The organism is Bacillus sp. FSL H8-0545 (assembly GCF_038006105.1).
GTDB lineage: Bacteria > Bacillota > Bacilli > Bacillales > Bacillaceae_G > Bacillus_A > Bacillus_A cereus_U.
In genome coordinates, this window is sequence record NZ_JBBOUO010000001.1 from 3280309 (window position 1) to 3295160 (window position 14852).

The following is a 14852-nucleotide window of genomic DNA, read 5'->3' on the forward strand; positions in this document are numbered from 1 at the left end:
TTTATTACTACATATAAAATTTATAGGTACAAATTTTATATGTGTAATTATATCGCAAGTTTCGATTTTTTTCTATCATGAAAGCACGATATGTAAAACTATACCTAATGTTAATTTTTAGAAAACCAAAAAGAAGCGATGTATTTTATCGCTTCTTACTATTACAATCTTCATTCTTTTATAAGTGACTTATTCGCTCTTATAACTTCTTGATAAAGTATTGGTGACCATTTTTCATTTATATAATCTTGAATTATCCAGCCTACTCTCGTAGGATTCTTTTGTTTCATATAGTTTGCAATTTCAGGATTTATATAAGAGGCATAATAATATGGACTATTCCACGCTGTACCGCCAGAAGACAAGCTTGTAAAATTAATATACAGATGATTGAAATCTTCACTATTGTTAATCGTTTCATTTATCGTATCTTTAATAGATTTTACTTTCTCATCATAACTCACTTTATATTTATCTTGTACCGTTACATTTACATTTTGATTTACATTTGTAGTAAACGTCTCATTGTCTGGCCAATAAAAATTATTATATCCTCCAGATTCATTACTACCACTATATCTTTTTAGTACTACAATTTTCCCTCGAGCATCTCCTAGTTTTATATTCCCTTCTGTTTTTAAAAAGACAGGATCAAGAAAATATTTTTTTTCAAACGTGCTACTAAATGAATTTTCTGCCCCTTTCATATCCTCATACTCTTTTTTTAAAGACATAATAATCGTTTCACTTGGGTTATCTTTTAAAAATTGTTTCGCTTCATTTATAAATTCGTGCAATGTTACATAAAGATATAGTGGCCCATGATGAAGAACTATCGTATTATCATCTGTTAAACGCCCTCTAATATCAAAAATTCTAGCTCCGTGATCCATTTGGTAACGAAAATCATATTCTTGCGTCATTCCCCATACTTGCTTTATCGGATTCTGCAACTTGAACGTTCCACTATCATGTGTTCCTGGAATTGAAATTCGTGCTAACGGTACGTTATCGGGTATAGGTTGCATCCATTTCGACCAGTTTTCAAGCCCATTACCAGAGCTAGCAGCAACTGCTTGCTTATCATTCAAAGCAAATACAAATGTGCTAAGTATAGTACTACATATGAATAATTTCAAAATAAACTTCTTATTACTCATTTTTATTCCTCTCTTTTTCTGTTTTCACATCAAACTTATTGAATATAATATAAGCTACTTAATAAAAAATAAATAACATTTCATAAATATGAAATATTACATAGAAGTAAAATTTAAAAATCATTCCCATATTCTCAATGCATTAGGAAAATTTAAAGTCCCTTTCTACTAGATAAATTATAGTAATCAACAACATGAACTTCAATGTGTTTTTATATGCAATATTTCATATTTGGGTCCTACATGATATAAATAAAAAACTTATGATGATTATTTATTTCATACGTGCTAATATAATTATATTAAAATATAAATACATACCTTTTATACTCTGAACTACATTATTCAACAGTTAAAACTTAATTTTTTATTGGGGGGATTTACAATGAAATTATTAAAAATAATACATATAATTCCTTTATCTGCAGCAGCAATTACATTCGTATGTAATCAAGGTGCAACTGAGGCTTCCACCATTCATACAGTAAAAAAGAATGATACACTTTGGGGTATCATTAAACAATATGGAGTTTCAATACAATCTATTAAACAAGCGAATAATAAAGGAAACGATCAAACTTTTATTGGTGAACAGTTAAATATTCCAGGATCCATGAAATCAAATGAGGTCACTGTTCATCAAAACGACAAACCTAAGAACATCTCTGGACAAATTATTTATCAAGTACAGCCGGGAGATTCATTAGAAACTATAGCAAAGCGTTACAATGTTACCGTTCAATCTATAAAACTAATTAACAATACAGTCGGAAACAAGCTTTATACAGGACAACATGTGAAAATTAATTCAAGTATTTCAGAAAAAGAAAAAGACTTAATGGCACGCTTAGTTACTGCTGAAGCGGGTGGCGAATCATATAAAGGAAAAGTGGCAGTGGCGAAAGTTATTTTAAATCGTGTAAATGCAAAAGGTTTTCCTAATACAATAACAGGCGTTATTTATGAACCTATTAAACACGGATATGCATTTACTCCGTTACAGATGGAAGAATTAATCAGCCTGCAAGTGCAGAAGCAAAAATAGCAGTAGAAGAGGCTATCTCCACAAATGGAATACATTCTGATTGGCTTTATTTCTATAATCCGAAAACATCAACAAACAAATGGATTACAACACGTCAAACAGTAGCAGTAATCGGTAACCACGTCTTCGCTAAATAAAACTGTAATTTTCTTCAGATTTATTCACTTAACAACTATTTCAAATGATTAACAGACCTCTTTACTTAAAAGGTCTGTTCTTTTTATATCTAAGCTTTTTATTAACCATATGATAAAATGATTGTTTAAAAGTATCTCTCTTTTCAAATAAAAAACTGTTGTATCTCATTCATCATTTAGAGTAATTGAGAAAGTATCAAATCCACAACTATGACTTTATTAATACAAGCTATTTCTTAACTTTGTAAAATTGTTATACACTAGGAAAATAGCAAACAAACTATTCGGTAGCAGGTGAAAAAAATGTATGATATTACAATTATCGGTGCTGGAGTGAGTAGCATTTTTATGGCTTATACATTAGCCAAAAGCAACAAAAAGGTTTTAATTCTTGATAAAGGTAAACCGTTAGAACATCGAAATTGCTCTTTAAAACAAGGGGAAATATGTAACTGTACTGCATGTGATAAATATTTCGGGTTTGGTGGTTTAGGAAAGTCTGAAGGGAAATTTAATTATACAAACGGATTTGGAGGCGAACTCGAGCAAAAAGTAGGTAAAGAAGGATTTATGCAACTCATGGCGGAAGTAGATGAAATTCTATGTCAGTTTGGTGGAAGTTCAGTTTCAAAATATTCTACAGAAAATCCAACTCTCACTAAGAGAGCTAAAGCGTGTGGTTTACAAATGCTAACAACCGAAGTAAGACATCTTGGTACTACACTTTCCAGTAACATTTTTCAGCAGCTCTATGAATTTTTACTTACCAAAATAGATATCCAATTTCATATAGATGTACAAAATATCGTTAAGCAGAAAGACCATTTTAAAATATATACAAATCAAGAAACTGTCCATTCTAAGAAATTAGTATTTGCAACCGGTCGTTCCGGGGCGGATTGGTTAAAAGAAATGTGCACTTCTCTTAATATTTCTCAGGAGCAAACTCGTGTAGATTTAGGTATTAGAGTAGAGATGAAAGAAAATCAATTACGTTCTATATTAAAAGATACATTTGAGACAAAACTTTCTTATCAGCATGAACATTTCACAGCAACTACTTACTGTATGAATCCAAAAGGGCGCATTATTCGAAAGTACGAAGAAGGTTTAGTTATGCCTGACGGTCAAAATTTTCGAGAGCAAGGAACTGGCACTCCTAACTTAAATTTCACTTTATTTATCCCACGCCATTTTTCAACTCTCAAAGAAGCAAATGTATACGCAAGTTCAATTATTAAAAGCATTAACCAAGGACGAGATCGGATTGTTATCCAGCGCTTAGAGGACTTAATAAAGAAACAACCTACTACGGAAAAAGATATGAAACATAATCGTATACAACCTACACTACACGGAGATTATGGAGATTTGCATAAAGAAATCCCTCCATTATATATTGAAGGGCTCAAAGAATTTTTATTACGTTTAGAACAATTTATCCACGAACCTATTGATGAAGATACTTTACTATATGGGGTTGATGGAAAATTCTATGCTCCTACAATAAAAATCAATAACCATTTTGAAACAAGTATGAATGGGCTATTTTTAATTGGAGATTGTTCAGGCGTCACTCATTCATTATCTCAAGCAGCTGCAAGTGGTCTGTATGTTGGAAAATATTTATCAGACATTTAATTACTCTAATCAAATGGAAAGGGAGCAACTAATTGCTATTGCTCCCTTTTCCCTATTACTTCTCTTATAACACATGATGCAATCTGCTATTAAAAAGAACGTACATATTATACAGATGTAAACAAAAAACAACTCCAAAATCAACTTTTATTGTATATTTTGGAGTTACTTTACGTTTATTCTACGATTGTTTCTAAAGGTAAACCTGTATAGGAATTATCCTCACCTATATTCAAGATTACTTCACATTGACGTAATCTCAATTCAAAGAGCTTTATAGGATCATGATAAACTTCAGGGTTTGATTTCATTTTATGCAGCTTATCTTGTTTTTCTTTTATTTCTAAATGAGTATTTTCTACAGCTTGTTCCAACGCGCCAAATGGATTTCTAAAGAACATATTAATATCCCGCTCTTGTGTGTTTTCAAACAGCTCAAATTGCAAGAAAAACTTCTTCATAATAGAAGCCGTTACATCGGTATAATCTTCATTTTCTAAATACTGTTTGTATTTGTTATATAGCATAGCTTTATTTTTAGGAAGAACTCCAAATAATTTACCGGCACTTTTCAGTAAAAATTGTGCTGGTGTAAATCGGCGTAAAATATTTACTTCTTCCATTTGTATTCTAGTTGTCATTCTATCAGTATCTCTGCTCCAGTCATCAATTACTTTAAAGTCACATTCTAACTGTATTCGATTTTCTCCAAATAAAGAATTAAGTCCTTCACTGGTTTCTTCTAAGAACAATTGACTTTGAAGGAGCTCGTTATTAGAAGTCGCAATCCAATTTTGCATAGAGCGAGCAAGATTAGGTAATACAGTTTGTTCTAGATATTGTTTCACTCTTTCATTCATCGCTGTGTTTAGTTCAATATCAATGTGACCAAAATCGCTTTCTTCACTAATTAAATCGGAACAACTCTGCAATAGTTTCGGAATATGTTCTGCAAGATCATTAGTAATTTCGTTTTTCATTGTACGATATGATTCTGTAATTAAATGAATTTTGTCCTTCTCAAAAGCAGTAAGGTTATTAATACAACCATTTAGTTTAACTAACATATCTTCATTCCAATTAATAGAATCCACTAGATTGTTTTCCCTCTCGACGCGTTTATCCAAAAGATATGTAATTGTTTTTCGAATGAAAAACAATAGCTTTTCATTCCGTTCTGCATCGATATTTTTATGGTTAAAGTTAAAATGAATAAACTCAGTTAAATCGTTTAGTTGTTTACTATTTGTATATAACGAAGAATAAGGGAAAATTCTTGCATTAGGGAAATATGTATTTATTCTCACTTGCGTATCTTGTATAACTCTTTTTGCTTCTGCTTCATTGTAAATGTTATCGATTTTATTTAATAAGAAATGAACTTGTAGATTTGGTGTATGTTCTTGAATACTTAATAGAATGTCACGTTCTTTGTCAGTAAAAGGTGAATCCGCATTCAATACGAATAATAACTCATCTGTAGAATTTAAATATTCAAATACTTCATCTTTCGCGTCATTGTTCCTATTAAAGCTAGGTGTAACAACGAATGTAAGTTTATTTTTACTTAAAAATCTGCATGGTAATTTAAATTCAACACATGCTCTATCTCTATATGTTTGACGGTGTAGAGACATCATGTTATGGAAATCAGAGAAATTCTCAGTTGTTGTAATTTCCGAATCTGTTATAGCGTTAATTTCTGTATAAGCGTCATTTTTAAAAACAACTACATTTGAGATTGAGTTTTCTAATATATTTTCTCCTAGAATAGAGTTAATAAATGAAGCTTTTCCGTTTCCTGAAGTTCCAGTTACTAATAAGCGATTTGTTCTTAAATCTGCAAGCTCGCCAACTAACCAGCTAAATCGGTGACCCATTTCTAAATCATGTTCTTGTGCCCACCCTGTAATAGATTCAAAAAGATGTAAACTATACTCTAAGCCATTCACATGATTAATAGAATATGACAGTAGATTTTCCGCATGTTTTATATCCGCTGAATCTATTTTGGAAGGAAAAATCTCATCCCATGCCAATACTGCTGCAGATGGAAATACAGCATGAGAGGGATTGACTACCTTTAACCAATTTGTTAACAGATTTGGAATAATACCGTGTAATTGTCTAAGCATATATTGACCTTGAATTAATTCAAAGTATGTTTCTTCGTAAAGAGAAGAAATTTCGTCCCATATATCGGACGAATGTATTTCGATATGTATGAAAAATTCATTTATTGTATTGAGCCATAATAAGTAATTTTGTTCATCTTTATAGCTGTGCCAAAGTGATGAAACAATTTGCGTAAATTGTACTTGATCTACATTATTTAATGTAACTAATACTTTATAAAAATAGTCTGGTGAAATATTTTTAGTAAATCCTTTATCGATATATTCTTTTAGAACCTCAAACCACGGATAAGATTCTGTTCGAATTAACTCGTTCACAGCAAGCTCTACTGCACTATCAAAATCTTGCTGTTCTTCATAAAAGGAACGTGCAATTGTTGTGACGCTTGGATAATCGGGATTTAAAGAAACCGCTTCTTTTATAACAGCGAAAGCTGAATCAAAATTATTTTGCTCGATGTAAAGAGACAGTAATTGCAGTACAATTTCGGTCATCAGTATTTTGTTATCAGTAGTAATGGAAGTATACACCTTTTCAGCAACTGATAATTGGTTAAGTTCGAAGTAAGCATCCGCAATATTTTTTTGTGCCCATGGCGCTAATTCATTACTAACTTTCTCCCATTTAAAAATAGCTGCTTCAAAATCTTGATGGTGATAATAAAATTCACCTTGTGCAAAACGAATATAAGATCCATCGGAAATCTCATTTTTTTCTTCGTTTACATAAGCTTCTCCAAGTACTTGAAGAGGTTGATGTGTTTCATTCTCCATTAAGAATGTTTCATAATACATTTTTTTTATTAATTGTTTTTCTAATCTCATCTTTTCCCCCACTATATCTTGAAAATACGTTTTTCTCCAAATGTCAATACTTTTTTGTATGTATGCTTTTTATCTTAACAAAGAATTTCTTTTGGAAAATTTCATTTTCCTTTCATTTTTCAAGTAAGATTGAATTTTTATGAGAAAAGTTTCAGTTCTTTTTCAATTCCCTTTCAATTGTGAAACAACATTAAATGTTCCTAATAACTTAATACGAGTATAATATCCCACATTAAATTATTAGGAACATTTAATGTAGAGCCCTTTATAAAAACAATATATATTGAATATATATGCTACGTGTTATAACATTCAATAAGAATCCCGCTTTTCCTATAGCAATTGAACAGTGAAAAAAAAGCATACCTAACGGTATGCAACTTAGACAACAAAAATACTTGAATAACATAGTAGAACAAGATCATCGCTTTATAAAGAAACGAACTGAAATCTGAACCCAGGTTTCGGTTTTTCAGGGTATGATGAATTACAAATTTTATTAATAATCGAATAAAATAAAGAACTTTTAGCTGGATTACTCTATTCTTGAATAAACTTTACAACAGAATCCTTTTTCCATTTGTATAAAACTATTTTATGATAAACAGGATCAAATAATGGATTTGAATAAAAGACGGCTTCCTTTTCAACTTGTCCTTCTATATTAATCCCTTGTTTTTGAAACCCTTCAATGAGATGATTCGTAACATATATATTATCATTTTTATGATATTTTTTATCTTGTGAAAAATATGAATATGTGTAAAACCGTTTATGTTCATACGGCACTTGTAAATATTCCATAACCCTCGTCTCTTCCCAAGTGTATACAATAAACGGCTCTTGTTTCCCCTCCAAATATGACGCGAGTTGATATGTTGCCGGTACCTCCACTTGTTGTTCTTTCATGAGCGGTATACTCATCATAAGTTGAGTAGTTGCAAACAACAGCAATATAATACCACGATTTCTTTTTAACCATAAAATAGCAAGTACGCAAAGTAACATCGCTACAACCGGATAAGAGTGACGAGGTTTATCAATATTTTGTCCAAGTAAATTCCAAAGAAAATAAAAAATCCCAAGAGCGATCAAAACCTTTGGATAGCAACGTATGTTTTTCCATTGTAAAACAAATAAAAACAAAAAGAACAAAAAGAAACCTACCAAATAATAAGAGTGGATACCTATTCCTGCAAAGATGATGTTTTCAAAAAGTAAACGATAGAGACGTGAAATAAGTGGTTCACTCGTATCTGTAACTGCTCCACCCCATTCGGTAAAATGGCCTTCTACAAATCCAAAAGAAATTTCCCACAATCCCGTGATTCCACCAATGTTCCAAATAAGAGCGCTGATCCAAACTAGCTGCGAAAGGACAGCTGTACAAAATAAGATTATAAACCGCCATTTTTCTTCATGCCATTGTTGCCATAATAACAAAATAAGTACTATTCCAAACGGTGCATAAGATAACCGTATACCCATTAATAGCGCAAAAAAGAGAATTGGCCAAAATTGAGTTTGAAAACGCTTTGTGCGAAAGGCACGTTCTATACTCCATATATACCACCATACGATTGCTAACGCTGCGCCCTCCGACATGGGCTGCGTTACTAAAATAGAGAAATACCCGCTCGTTTGTAAGACAGCTACAACAATAAGAGCACTCGTTTTACTTACATAATGGCGTGCAATCCAATACATCGGAAAAGCTGCACCAAGTGCCATAATGGCATTAAAAATCCCTAACGATTGCACAGGGTTTTCTATAAAAATATGCGTTATCATTCCCCCTAAAATAAAAAAAGGATATCCAGGGAAATGGGGCTGCATCGCTAATATGTCATATTGCTTTAATGCAAGTGTAAAATCAACTTCGTCCCACGTTGCCGCAAACGGACTCGCGTAAAAAAAACGAATACAAATCACACTAACAACCAGGATAACTGCCCATATACGTAATACTTGTTTCATCTCATTTCCTTTCTGCAAAAAAAGTACAAGGAAAACACCTTGTACTTTAACTTACTGACTTATTTTCTTCAATTATTGTTTGCTTTTTTTTAACAGGTTTTTTAAAGATGATTAACATGTACAATACAACAAAATATCCGATATACACAAGTACTTCTTCAAGAGATGGCATCGAGGAATACCCTAAAAATGCTTTTAAAAAAATACCGATATCACCAGAAAGAAGTGGTGCAGTCCCGTGATCACGAAGATAATGAGCATAATCAATTGGATGCTCTGGCAGTAGCCATGTAATATCATATACGTGCGGCATTACGCTGCCAAGTATCTTTAAATCTTGAAGCATAGAAACGCCTTGTACAAGAAGTCCAGCTGCAATTAAGACAATAAATGCACCTGTTACTTTAAAGAATACTTTGAGTGAAATACGCATCGTTCCTTTAAAGAATAAGAAGCTAACAACAGCTGCAACAAGCAGGCCTGAAATAGCTCCCCAGCCTTTCATCGCTTCTCCGATGTTCCCTCCTGTAATCGCTGCAAAGAAAAACACTGTTTCTACACCTTCTCGAAGTACAACAAGAAAAGAATGCACGACCATTCCAATTATATTTCCAGCCGTAATATATTGATTCATTTTATTTTCCATATTGGCTGTCATATTCTTACTATGTTCCGCCATCCAAAATACCATTTGTGTAAGCAAAATGGCTGAAACAAAAATAATGGATATTTTCAAATACATTTCACTACCCATAGCAGCAAAACCAGTAAATACAACTTGAAAGACTAGAGCAACAATATAACTTGCTACAACCGCAAGCCCTGCTCCTAACCAAACATATTTTACATACTGCTTACTATCTGTACGCTTTAAGTATGTTGTAATAATCCCAACAATAAGTAACGCTTCTAATACTTCACGGAATGTAATGAGAAATGCTTGAAGCTGCATTGCCCTTCCCCCCTCTCTCACTCTTACTTACGTTTTCTTACAGCATATACAATGACCCCAACAAGTATAAGTACGATAACTACAATCGGCGCCCAGTTTTTCAAGCTGCTTAAATCTGTCCACTCTGTTTTTTCAGAAGCTGCTTTATCTTCTTGACTATTCGCACTAAAGTGCCCTACTTTAAAATCTTTAATTTTAAATTCTTTTTGTAAACCTGTTAAAATAGCATCTTTACTTTTCTTGAAAGCATCTTGATTTGCTTCTTTTTGACCTACTCCAAATAACCCTGGGTTTCCTAATGATTCTAAAGCTTTATTAAATTCATCCTTTAGCTTTGTATCCAGCTCTTTATTACGCTCACCAATAACAGGAGATAACGCTTCATATGTAGCAAATGCTTTAGCTAATAGACGTTTGCTTGTATCATAGTCTTTAAATTTTTCATCAACATTTGTTAAACGACGGTTAATATTGAGCGCAAGAATTTTTTGCATATCAGCAATAATATCTTCTTTATTTTGTTTATCAAAGTCCTTCATCATTGCTTTAGAGGGTTCTTTTCCCATATGCTGATCAATTTCTTCTTGTACATTTTCATATGCTTTTTTAGCTTCTTTAAAGTTTGCCGGATTTTCATCTAACTTGGTAACCATCTGTTTATATGCTTCAGCTACTTTTTCTTCGTTCGGATTTCCATACGAATAAGCAAATGCACTTGTTTGCATAGATAATAGTAAGAAAATACCAACAAATAATGATGTAATGATTCTTTTCATGAACGTTCCTCCCGAGGTTAATGATTATTATTGTCAAGATAAGAACCGCTCGCTACGAGCACCTCTTATCTTCTGTTAATACATGGGCAGCATAGTCAATCGTAACTTTCTCTACTGGACGCTTCATTTCTTTCCAAATTGCCGGAAGCACACGCGTCATATACTTACGAAAAGATATGAAAGAATCGCCTGTTTCTCTTACTTTATACGTAATCGGTACTTCTTGTACTCGAAAGCCTTTTCGTACTAAATTCAAAGTAATAACTTGGGCATAGTTATAATCATGAATAATTTCCCCATGCTCCATCGCTTGTCTAGAAAAAGCACGCATACCTGATTGCCCATCGCGAATCCACTTTCGCAATAACAAACATTGCAGAGTCGTAAAACAATAATTTCCAAGACGTCGATGCAATCTCATTCCTTGAATGGTTCCACGAAAACGAGAACCCATCGTATAATCTGCTTCTCCAGTAAAAATAGGTTCGAGTACATTCGGAATTTCATCAGCTGGATACTCATCATCAGCATCAATCATTACACTAATATCAGCCCCAAGACGATAGCTCTCCTGCAAACCTGCTCGAACGGCTGCACCAAGTCCTCCGTTTTTTGCAAATGAAACGATGTGATCAGCCCCGGCCTTTTTTGCAACATCTACCGTTCTATCAGTTGATCCATCATCGATGACAAGTACTTCTACCGTTACATTTGGATGAAAATGACGCGGCACCTTTTGAATGACTTGTGCAATAGAATCCTCTTCATTTAAGGCCGGTATAAAAACAATTACTTTCATTCCTTTTCCTGCTCCTTTAACGCTTCTACTAATACAGGACCACGGCTATGAGATGGATACGGCACTCCTAATAAGTAAGCAATTGTAGGTGCCATAGAAACAAGACTCTTTTTCTCTTCTACTTTTATACCTTGGGCAATATGAGGACCGTACATAAAGAATGGTACAAACCGTTCACCCTCGTCTAAATGACCGTGACCACCTATTCCATCCGCTTGTCCATGATCTGCACAAATGATAAATGTCGTATTTTCTGCTTTTCCTGTTTTCTCTAAATGCTCAATAAACTGCTTCACATGCTGATCTGCTTCATGAATTTTTTGTAAATATTCATCATATAGTACGCCGCGGCTATGACCTGTTTGATCTGTAGAAATAAGCTGGACGATAAATAGATCTGGATCTTGTTCATCCATAATCTTTCTTGCTTTCTCCATAATTTTCGAGTCGACAACATCGTTTTTCATAACAGCCGTAAATGTTTCCACATCATCACCAAAAGCATCAACTAAATGCGCAACAGCTAGCATTTTCCCTGTTTTATCTACTTTTCGAAGAGAATCAAAAATACTTTCTACATTCACACCATGCTTCCAAACCATATTGGATTTAATCCCATGTTCAAACGAATATGTTCCTGTAAACATAGATGAAAAACATACGACCGTTCGAGCTGGATATACCGTTTCCATATTTAAAAACTCTGTCCCTTTTTTACGAAGAGAATCTAAATACGGTGTATGTGCTGCCTCAAAACGATCTTTTCGCATACCATCTATCACAATCACAACTACTTTTTCATTTAATGCCTTTTGATTTTCAGGCATGTTTTCTGTATAGCTAGAAATTGCCTTTGGCTGCCAATCAAATAAATTACGGTGTAAAATAAGCGTATATATAAGAAGAGCACCATAAAATATACACAGCACTTTCCAATCTACACCGTTAAATGTACCGCCTGCTTGAAAGAAATCGTAATAGTAATACCAAAGCGAAAGTAATAGTAAGAACTTTGGCATCTGTTCTTGTGCATTCCCACTTGTAGAATCACTATTTTTTAAAACCAGCTTCCAAAATCGTGTGAAGTTCAACCATGATGTACCAATTCGTAAATGATAATACAATGTTCCCCAAAATAGAATTGTAAAGAAGAAATATAATCCTAATGCAAAAAAGAATAATGGCAAATGGACCATCTTAAATACAATTAAATATGCAATAAACGGAAACCATAAATAATTTCTTAAAAATAATGGAAAATCAAACAAATAATATAAAACAAGTAAAGGTACAATGAGGACAAAACTACTAAAAAATGCTGAAATAAAACCATTTTGTCCAAACTGCGAGATAGAAAACAATAAAAATGTACCGAATACAAAAATAGGCGTAAACGGTTTTCCTTCATTCAGTAAGTTCCAGCAACGGGCTGCAACTTTTTCAAACTTTGATGCTTTTTTTACTTCTTCCACCGGATGTTTTCCCCCTTCTGACTGACTAGTGAACGCAACTCCATTGGGTATAAGACGAGCAGGATTGCACCCACACCGTAAGAAAATATAAATTTAAAACCGTGACTCATTAATGACCATTCATATGCTGCCACTTCCCCTACTCCAAGCGCCCTTAGCGCAAACGTCATTACCGTTTCATATGTTCCAAGACCGCCTGGTGTTAATTGAAATACTTGTCCTGCTATGGTCATACTATTTACCCAAACCGCCTGTATGAATGTAAGTGAACTCGCAATCTCATAAATTACAAAAGCCTCGCAAATCCAGCTCATTACAATTAGTAATATAATGATAACGCCTTGTATTGTAAACAAAACGGCCTTTAATTGCTCCCATTGTCCCTCTACAAATTGCGGTACTTTCTTATACAAAAGAAAAAACGCCCCACTTCCGATACATATACAAGCGAGGATAACGGGAACATTCAGTAAAACATTCCCCCACAGTATAAACATCCCTACTGTTCCAAATACACCAAGAATAAGTAAATCTAATATACGAAGAATAACAACTGATTGTGTCGCTTCTCCTAATGTCACTTTCTTTTCTTTTGTAATGATCGCAATGCGAACAGCATCCCCTACTTTCAATGGAGAAACATGATTAATAAACAAGCTATAAAACAATCCATATAAAGCCTCTTTCATTGTAATATGATGATGAAGATACAATTTCCAAGCGTATGCACGAAAGAAAAATGCAATGCCATACATCACAATAAGAAACATTAAGGTATAAGGATGTTTCCATAATTCATATAGTTTTCCCCACAAAGAAGACATTTCAAATGACTGCCACGATATAACAAAAAAAACACATAACAAGAAAATACCACAAAGATTAAACAGTATCCGGATATTCTTTCGCCCAAGCAATAGTCTGCTCCAACCCTTCTGCAAATGATACACGAGGTTCATATCCCAGCTGATTTTTCGCCTTCGAAATATCAGCCCACGTCGATGTTACATCTCCTTGACGATGCGCCTCTCTATTTACGCGCATAAGCGGGAAGTACTTCTCTAACTGTGCAAGCAATTCAGTCATTAAAATTGGTGCATTCGAACCTAGATTGTAGACATCGCTTCTATTCGACTCTAACGCAAGAGCAATCCCTTCTGTAATATCATCAATGTATGTGTAATCTCTTCCTGTTCCCTTTCCATATACAACAATTTCTTCACCACGTAATAATTTTCGAATAAAGCTCGCTATCGCCATATCAGGGCGCCCCCACGGACCATATACAGTAAAGAATCGTAAAATATTTATTTGAAATCCATACATATATTGATAAGCATGGCAAAGTGACTCTGCTCCGTATTTCGATGCTGCATAAGGAGATAAGACACGGCCATTTGCCATTTCTTCCTTCAACGGCATTCCTGTTTGCTCACCATACACAGAAGAAGAGGATGCCACAATGACTTTCTTTACATTTTCTTCTCCTGCACATGTTAATACGTTACTTGTCCCTTTTATATTAATATCAATATAAGCACCTGGCATTTCAAGTGACGGTCTCACACCTGGAAATCCAGCTAAATGAATAACTGCATCAACCTTCTCTTGCTGCATGACAGCTTTCACATCTTCTTTATGCAAAATATCGCACTCGTAAAACGGAACCTTTCCATATCGCTGAACTTGTTCAAGTTGAAACTGTTTTCTTGATTTTGCATAGTAAGAGTGGAAATTATCCAGTAGTACAACTTGCTTTCCTTGTGCTAACAATTTCAAAGCAAGATGACTTCCGATAAAACCTGATCCCCCAGTAATTAATACTTTCATTCATTTCACCACCTTTTATTACACTATGTAAAAGAAGAAACCTCATCAAGACAAGGTTTCTTCAAACAACATGTATGTCAACAGCCTCGCTTAGCTCCTCAGC

General features: G+C 33.8%; 10 protein-coding genes and 2 pseudogenes. 3 read left to right on the forward strand and 9 right to left on the reverse strand.

Going from position 1 to position 14852, the window contains the following annotated elements; genetic code table 11:
* Nucleotides 1–170: 170 nt before the first annotated feature.
* On the reverse strand, nucleotides 171–1160 hold the full coding sequence (locus tag MHI07_RS17135; protein ID WP_340825333.1) for a phosphatidylinositol-specific phospholipase C: 990 nt from the start codon (nucleotides 1158–1160) through the stop codon (nucleotides 171–173).
* A gap of 385 nt (nucleotides 1161–1545) precedes the next feature.
* Here MHI07_RS17135 and MHI07_RS17140 point away from each other — a divergent pair.
* Both MHI07_RS17140 and MHI07_RS17145 read left to right on the forward strand, forming a co-directional pair.
* Nucleotides 1546–2342: pseudogene (locus MHI07_RS17140) on the forward strand (cell wall hydrolase).
* A 303-nt stretch (nucleotides 2343–2645) separates the two neighbouring features.
* On the forward strand, nucleotides 2646–3983 hold the full coding sequence (locus MHI07_RS17145; protein WP_340826913.1) for an NAD(P)-binding protein: 1338 nt from the start codon (nucleotides 2646–2648) through the stop codon (nucleotides 3981–3983).
* 176 nt (nucleotides 3984–4159) lie between these two features.
* Here the strand turns inward: MHI07_RS17145 and MHI07_RS17150 are convergent, their stop codons facing one another.
* On the reverse strand, nucleotides 4160–6943 hold the full coding sequence (locus MHI07_RS17150; protein ID WP_340825335.1) for a dynamin family protein: 2784 nt from the start codon (nucleotides 6941–6943) through the stop codon (nucleotides 4160–4162).
* A 299-nt stretch (nucleotides 6944–7242) separates the two neighbouring features.
* Between MHI07_RS17150 and MHI07_RS17155 the strand changes: the two are divergent.
* Nucleotides 7243–7386, forward strand: a pseudogene (locus tag MHI07_RS17155) (IS6 family transposase); the annotation flags it as partial.
* A 97-nt stretch (nucleotides 7387–7483) separates the two neighbouring features.
* On the opposite strand, the gene MHI07_RS17160 reads toward MHI07_RS17155, so the two are convergent.
* The 7 genes from MHI07_RS17160 to MHI07_RS17190 are packed head-to-tail and all read right to left on the reverse strand — an operon-like array spanning nucleotide 7484 to nucleotide 14749.
* The gene (locus MHI07_RS17160; RefSeq protein WP_340825337.1) at nucleotides 7484–8920 is read right to left on the reverse strand and encodes a hypothetical protein; all 1437 of its coding nucleotides are present in this window, start codon (nucleotides 8918–8920) and stop codon (nucleotides 7484–7486) included.
* Between the two features lie 46 nt (nucleotides 8921–8966).
* Nucleotides 8967–9872 (reverse strand): FTR1 family iron permease, encoded by a 906-nt coding sequence (locus MHI07_RS17165; RefSeq protein WP_340825339.1) that lies wholly within the window; start codon nucleotides 9870–9872, stop codon nucleotides 8967–8969.
* A 23-nt stretch (nucleotides 9873–9895) separates the two neighbouring features.
* On the reverse strand, nucleotides 9896–10648 hold the full coding sequence (locus tag MHI07_RS17170; protein WP_340825341.1) for a hypothetical protein: 753 nt from the start codon (nucleotides 10646–10648) through the stop codon (nucleotides 9896–9898).
* Nucleotides 10649–10700: 52 nt separating this feature from the next.
* Complete coding sequence (locus tag MHI07_RS17175; RefSeq protein ID WP_340825342.1) at nucleotides 10701–11447, reverse strand: glycosyltransferase family 2 protein; 747 nt, start codon at nucleotides 11445–11447, stop codon at nucleotides 10701–10703.
* On the reverse strand, nucleotides 11444–12919 hold the full coding sequence (locus MHI07_RS17180; RefSeq protein ID WP_340825344.1) for an alkaline phosphatase family protein: 1476 nt from the start codon (nucleotides 12917–12919) through the stop codon (nucleotides 11444–11446). Before MHI07_RS17180 ends, MHI07_RS17175 begins: the two co-directional genes overlap by 4 nt.
* Nucleotides 12907–13836 (reverse strand): lysylphosphatidylglycerol synthase transmembrane domain-containing protein, encoded by a 930-nt coding sequence (locus tag MHI07_RS17185; RefSeq protein WP_340825346.1) that lies wholly within the window; start codon nucleotides 13834–13836, stop codon nucleotides 12907–12909. Before MHI07_RS17185 ends, MHI07_RS17180 begins: the two co-directional genes overlap by 13 nt.
* Nucleotides 13802–14749: an SDR family NAD(P)-dependent oxidoreductase gene (locus MHI07_RS17190; RefSeq protein WP_340825347.1), complete on the reverse strand. Its 948-nt coding sequence runs from the start codon at nucleotides 14747–14749 to the stop codon at nucleotides 13802–13804. Before MHI07_RS17190 ends, MHI07_RS17185 begins: the two co-directional genes overlap by 35 nt.
* Nucleotides 14750–14852: the final 103 nt, after the last annotated feature.

What these genes read in the sequence shown, in the direction of transcription:
- MHI07_RS17150 (WP_340825335.1), bottom strand. Translation starts at nt 6,943, where the DNA reads ATGAGATTAGAAAAACAATTAATAAAAAAAATGTATTATGAAACATTC.
- MHI07_RS17165 (WP_340825339.1), bottom strand. Translation starts at nt 9,872, where the DNA reads ATGCAGCTTCAAGCATTTCTCATTACATTCCGTGAAGTATTAGAAGCG.
- MHI07_RS17170 (WP_340825341.1), bottom strand. Translation starts at nt 10,648, where the DNA reads ATGAAAAGAATCATTACATCATTATTTGTTGGTATTTTCTTACTATTA.
- MHI07_RS17190 (WP_340825347.1), bottom strand. Translation starts at nt 14,749, where the DNA reads ATGAAAGTATTAATTACTGGGGGATCAGGTTTTATCGGAAGTCATCTT.
- MHI07_RS17145 (WP_340826913.1), top strand. Translation starts at nt 2,646, where the DNA reads ATGTATGATATTACAATTATCGGTGCTGGAGTGAGTAGCATTTTTATG.
- MHI07_RS17175 (WP_340825342.1), bottom strand. Translation starts at nt 11,447, where the DNA reads ATGAAAGTAATTGTTTTTATACCGGCCTTAAATGAAGAGGATTCTATT.
- MHI07_RS17135 (WP_340825333.1), bottom strand. Translation starts at nt 1,160, where the DNA reads ATGAGTAATAAGAAGTTTATTTTGAAATTATTCATATGTAGTACTATA.
- MHI07_RS17160 (WP_340825337.1), bottom strand. Translation starts at nt 8,920, where the DNA reads ATGAAACAAGTATTACGTATATGGGCAGTTATCCTGGTTGTTAGTGTG.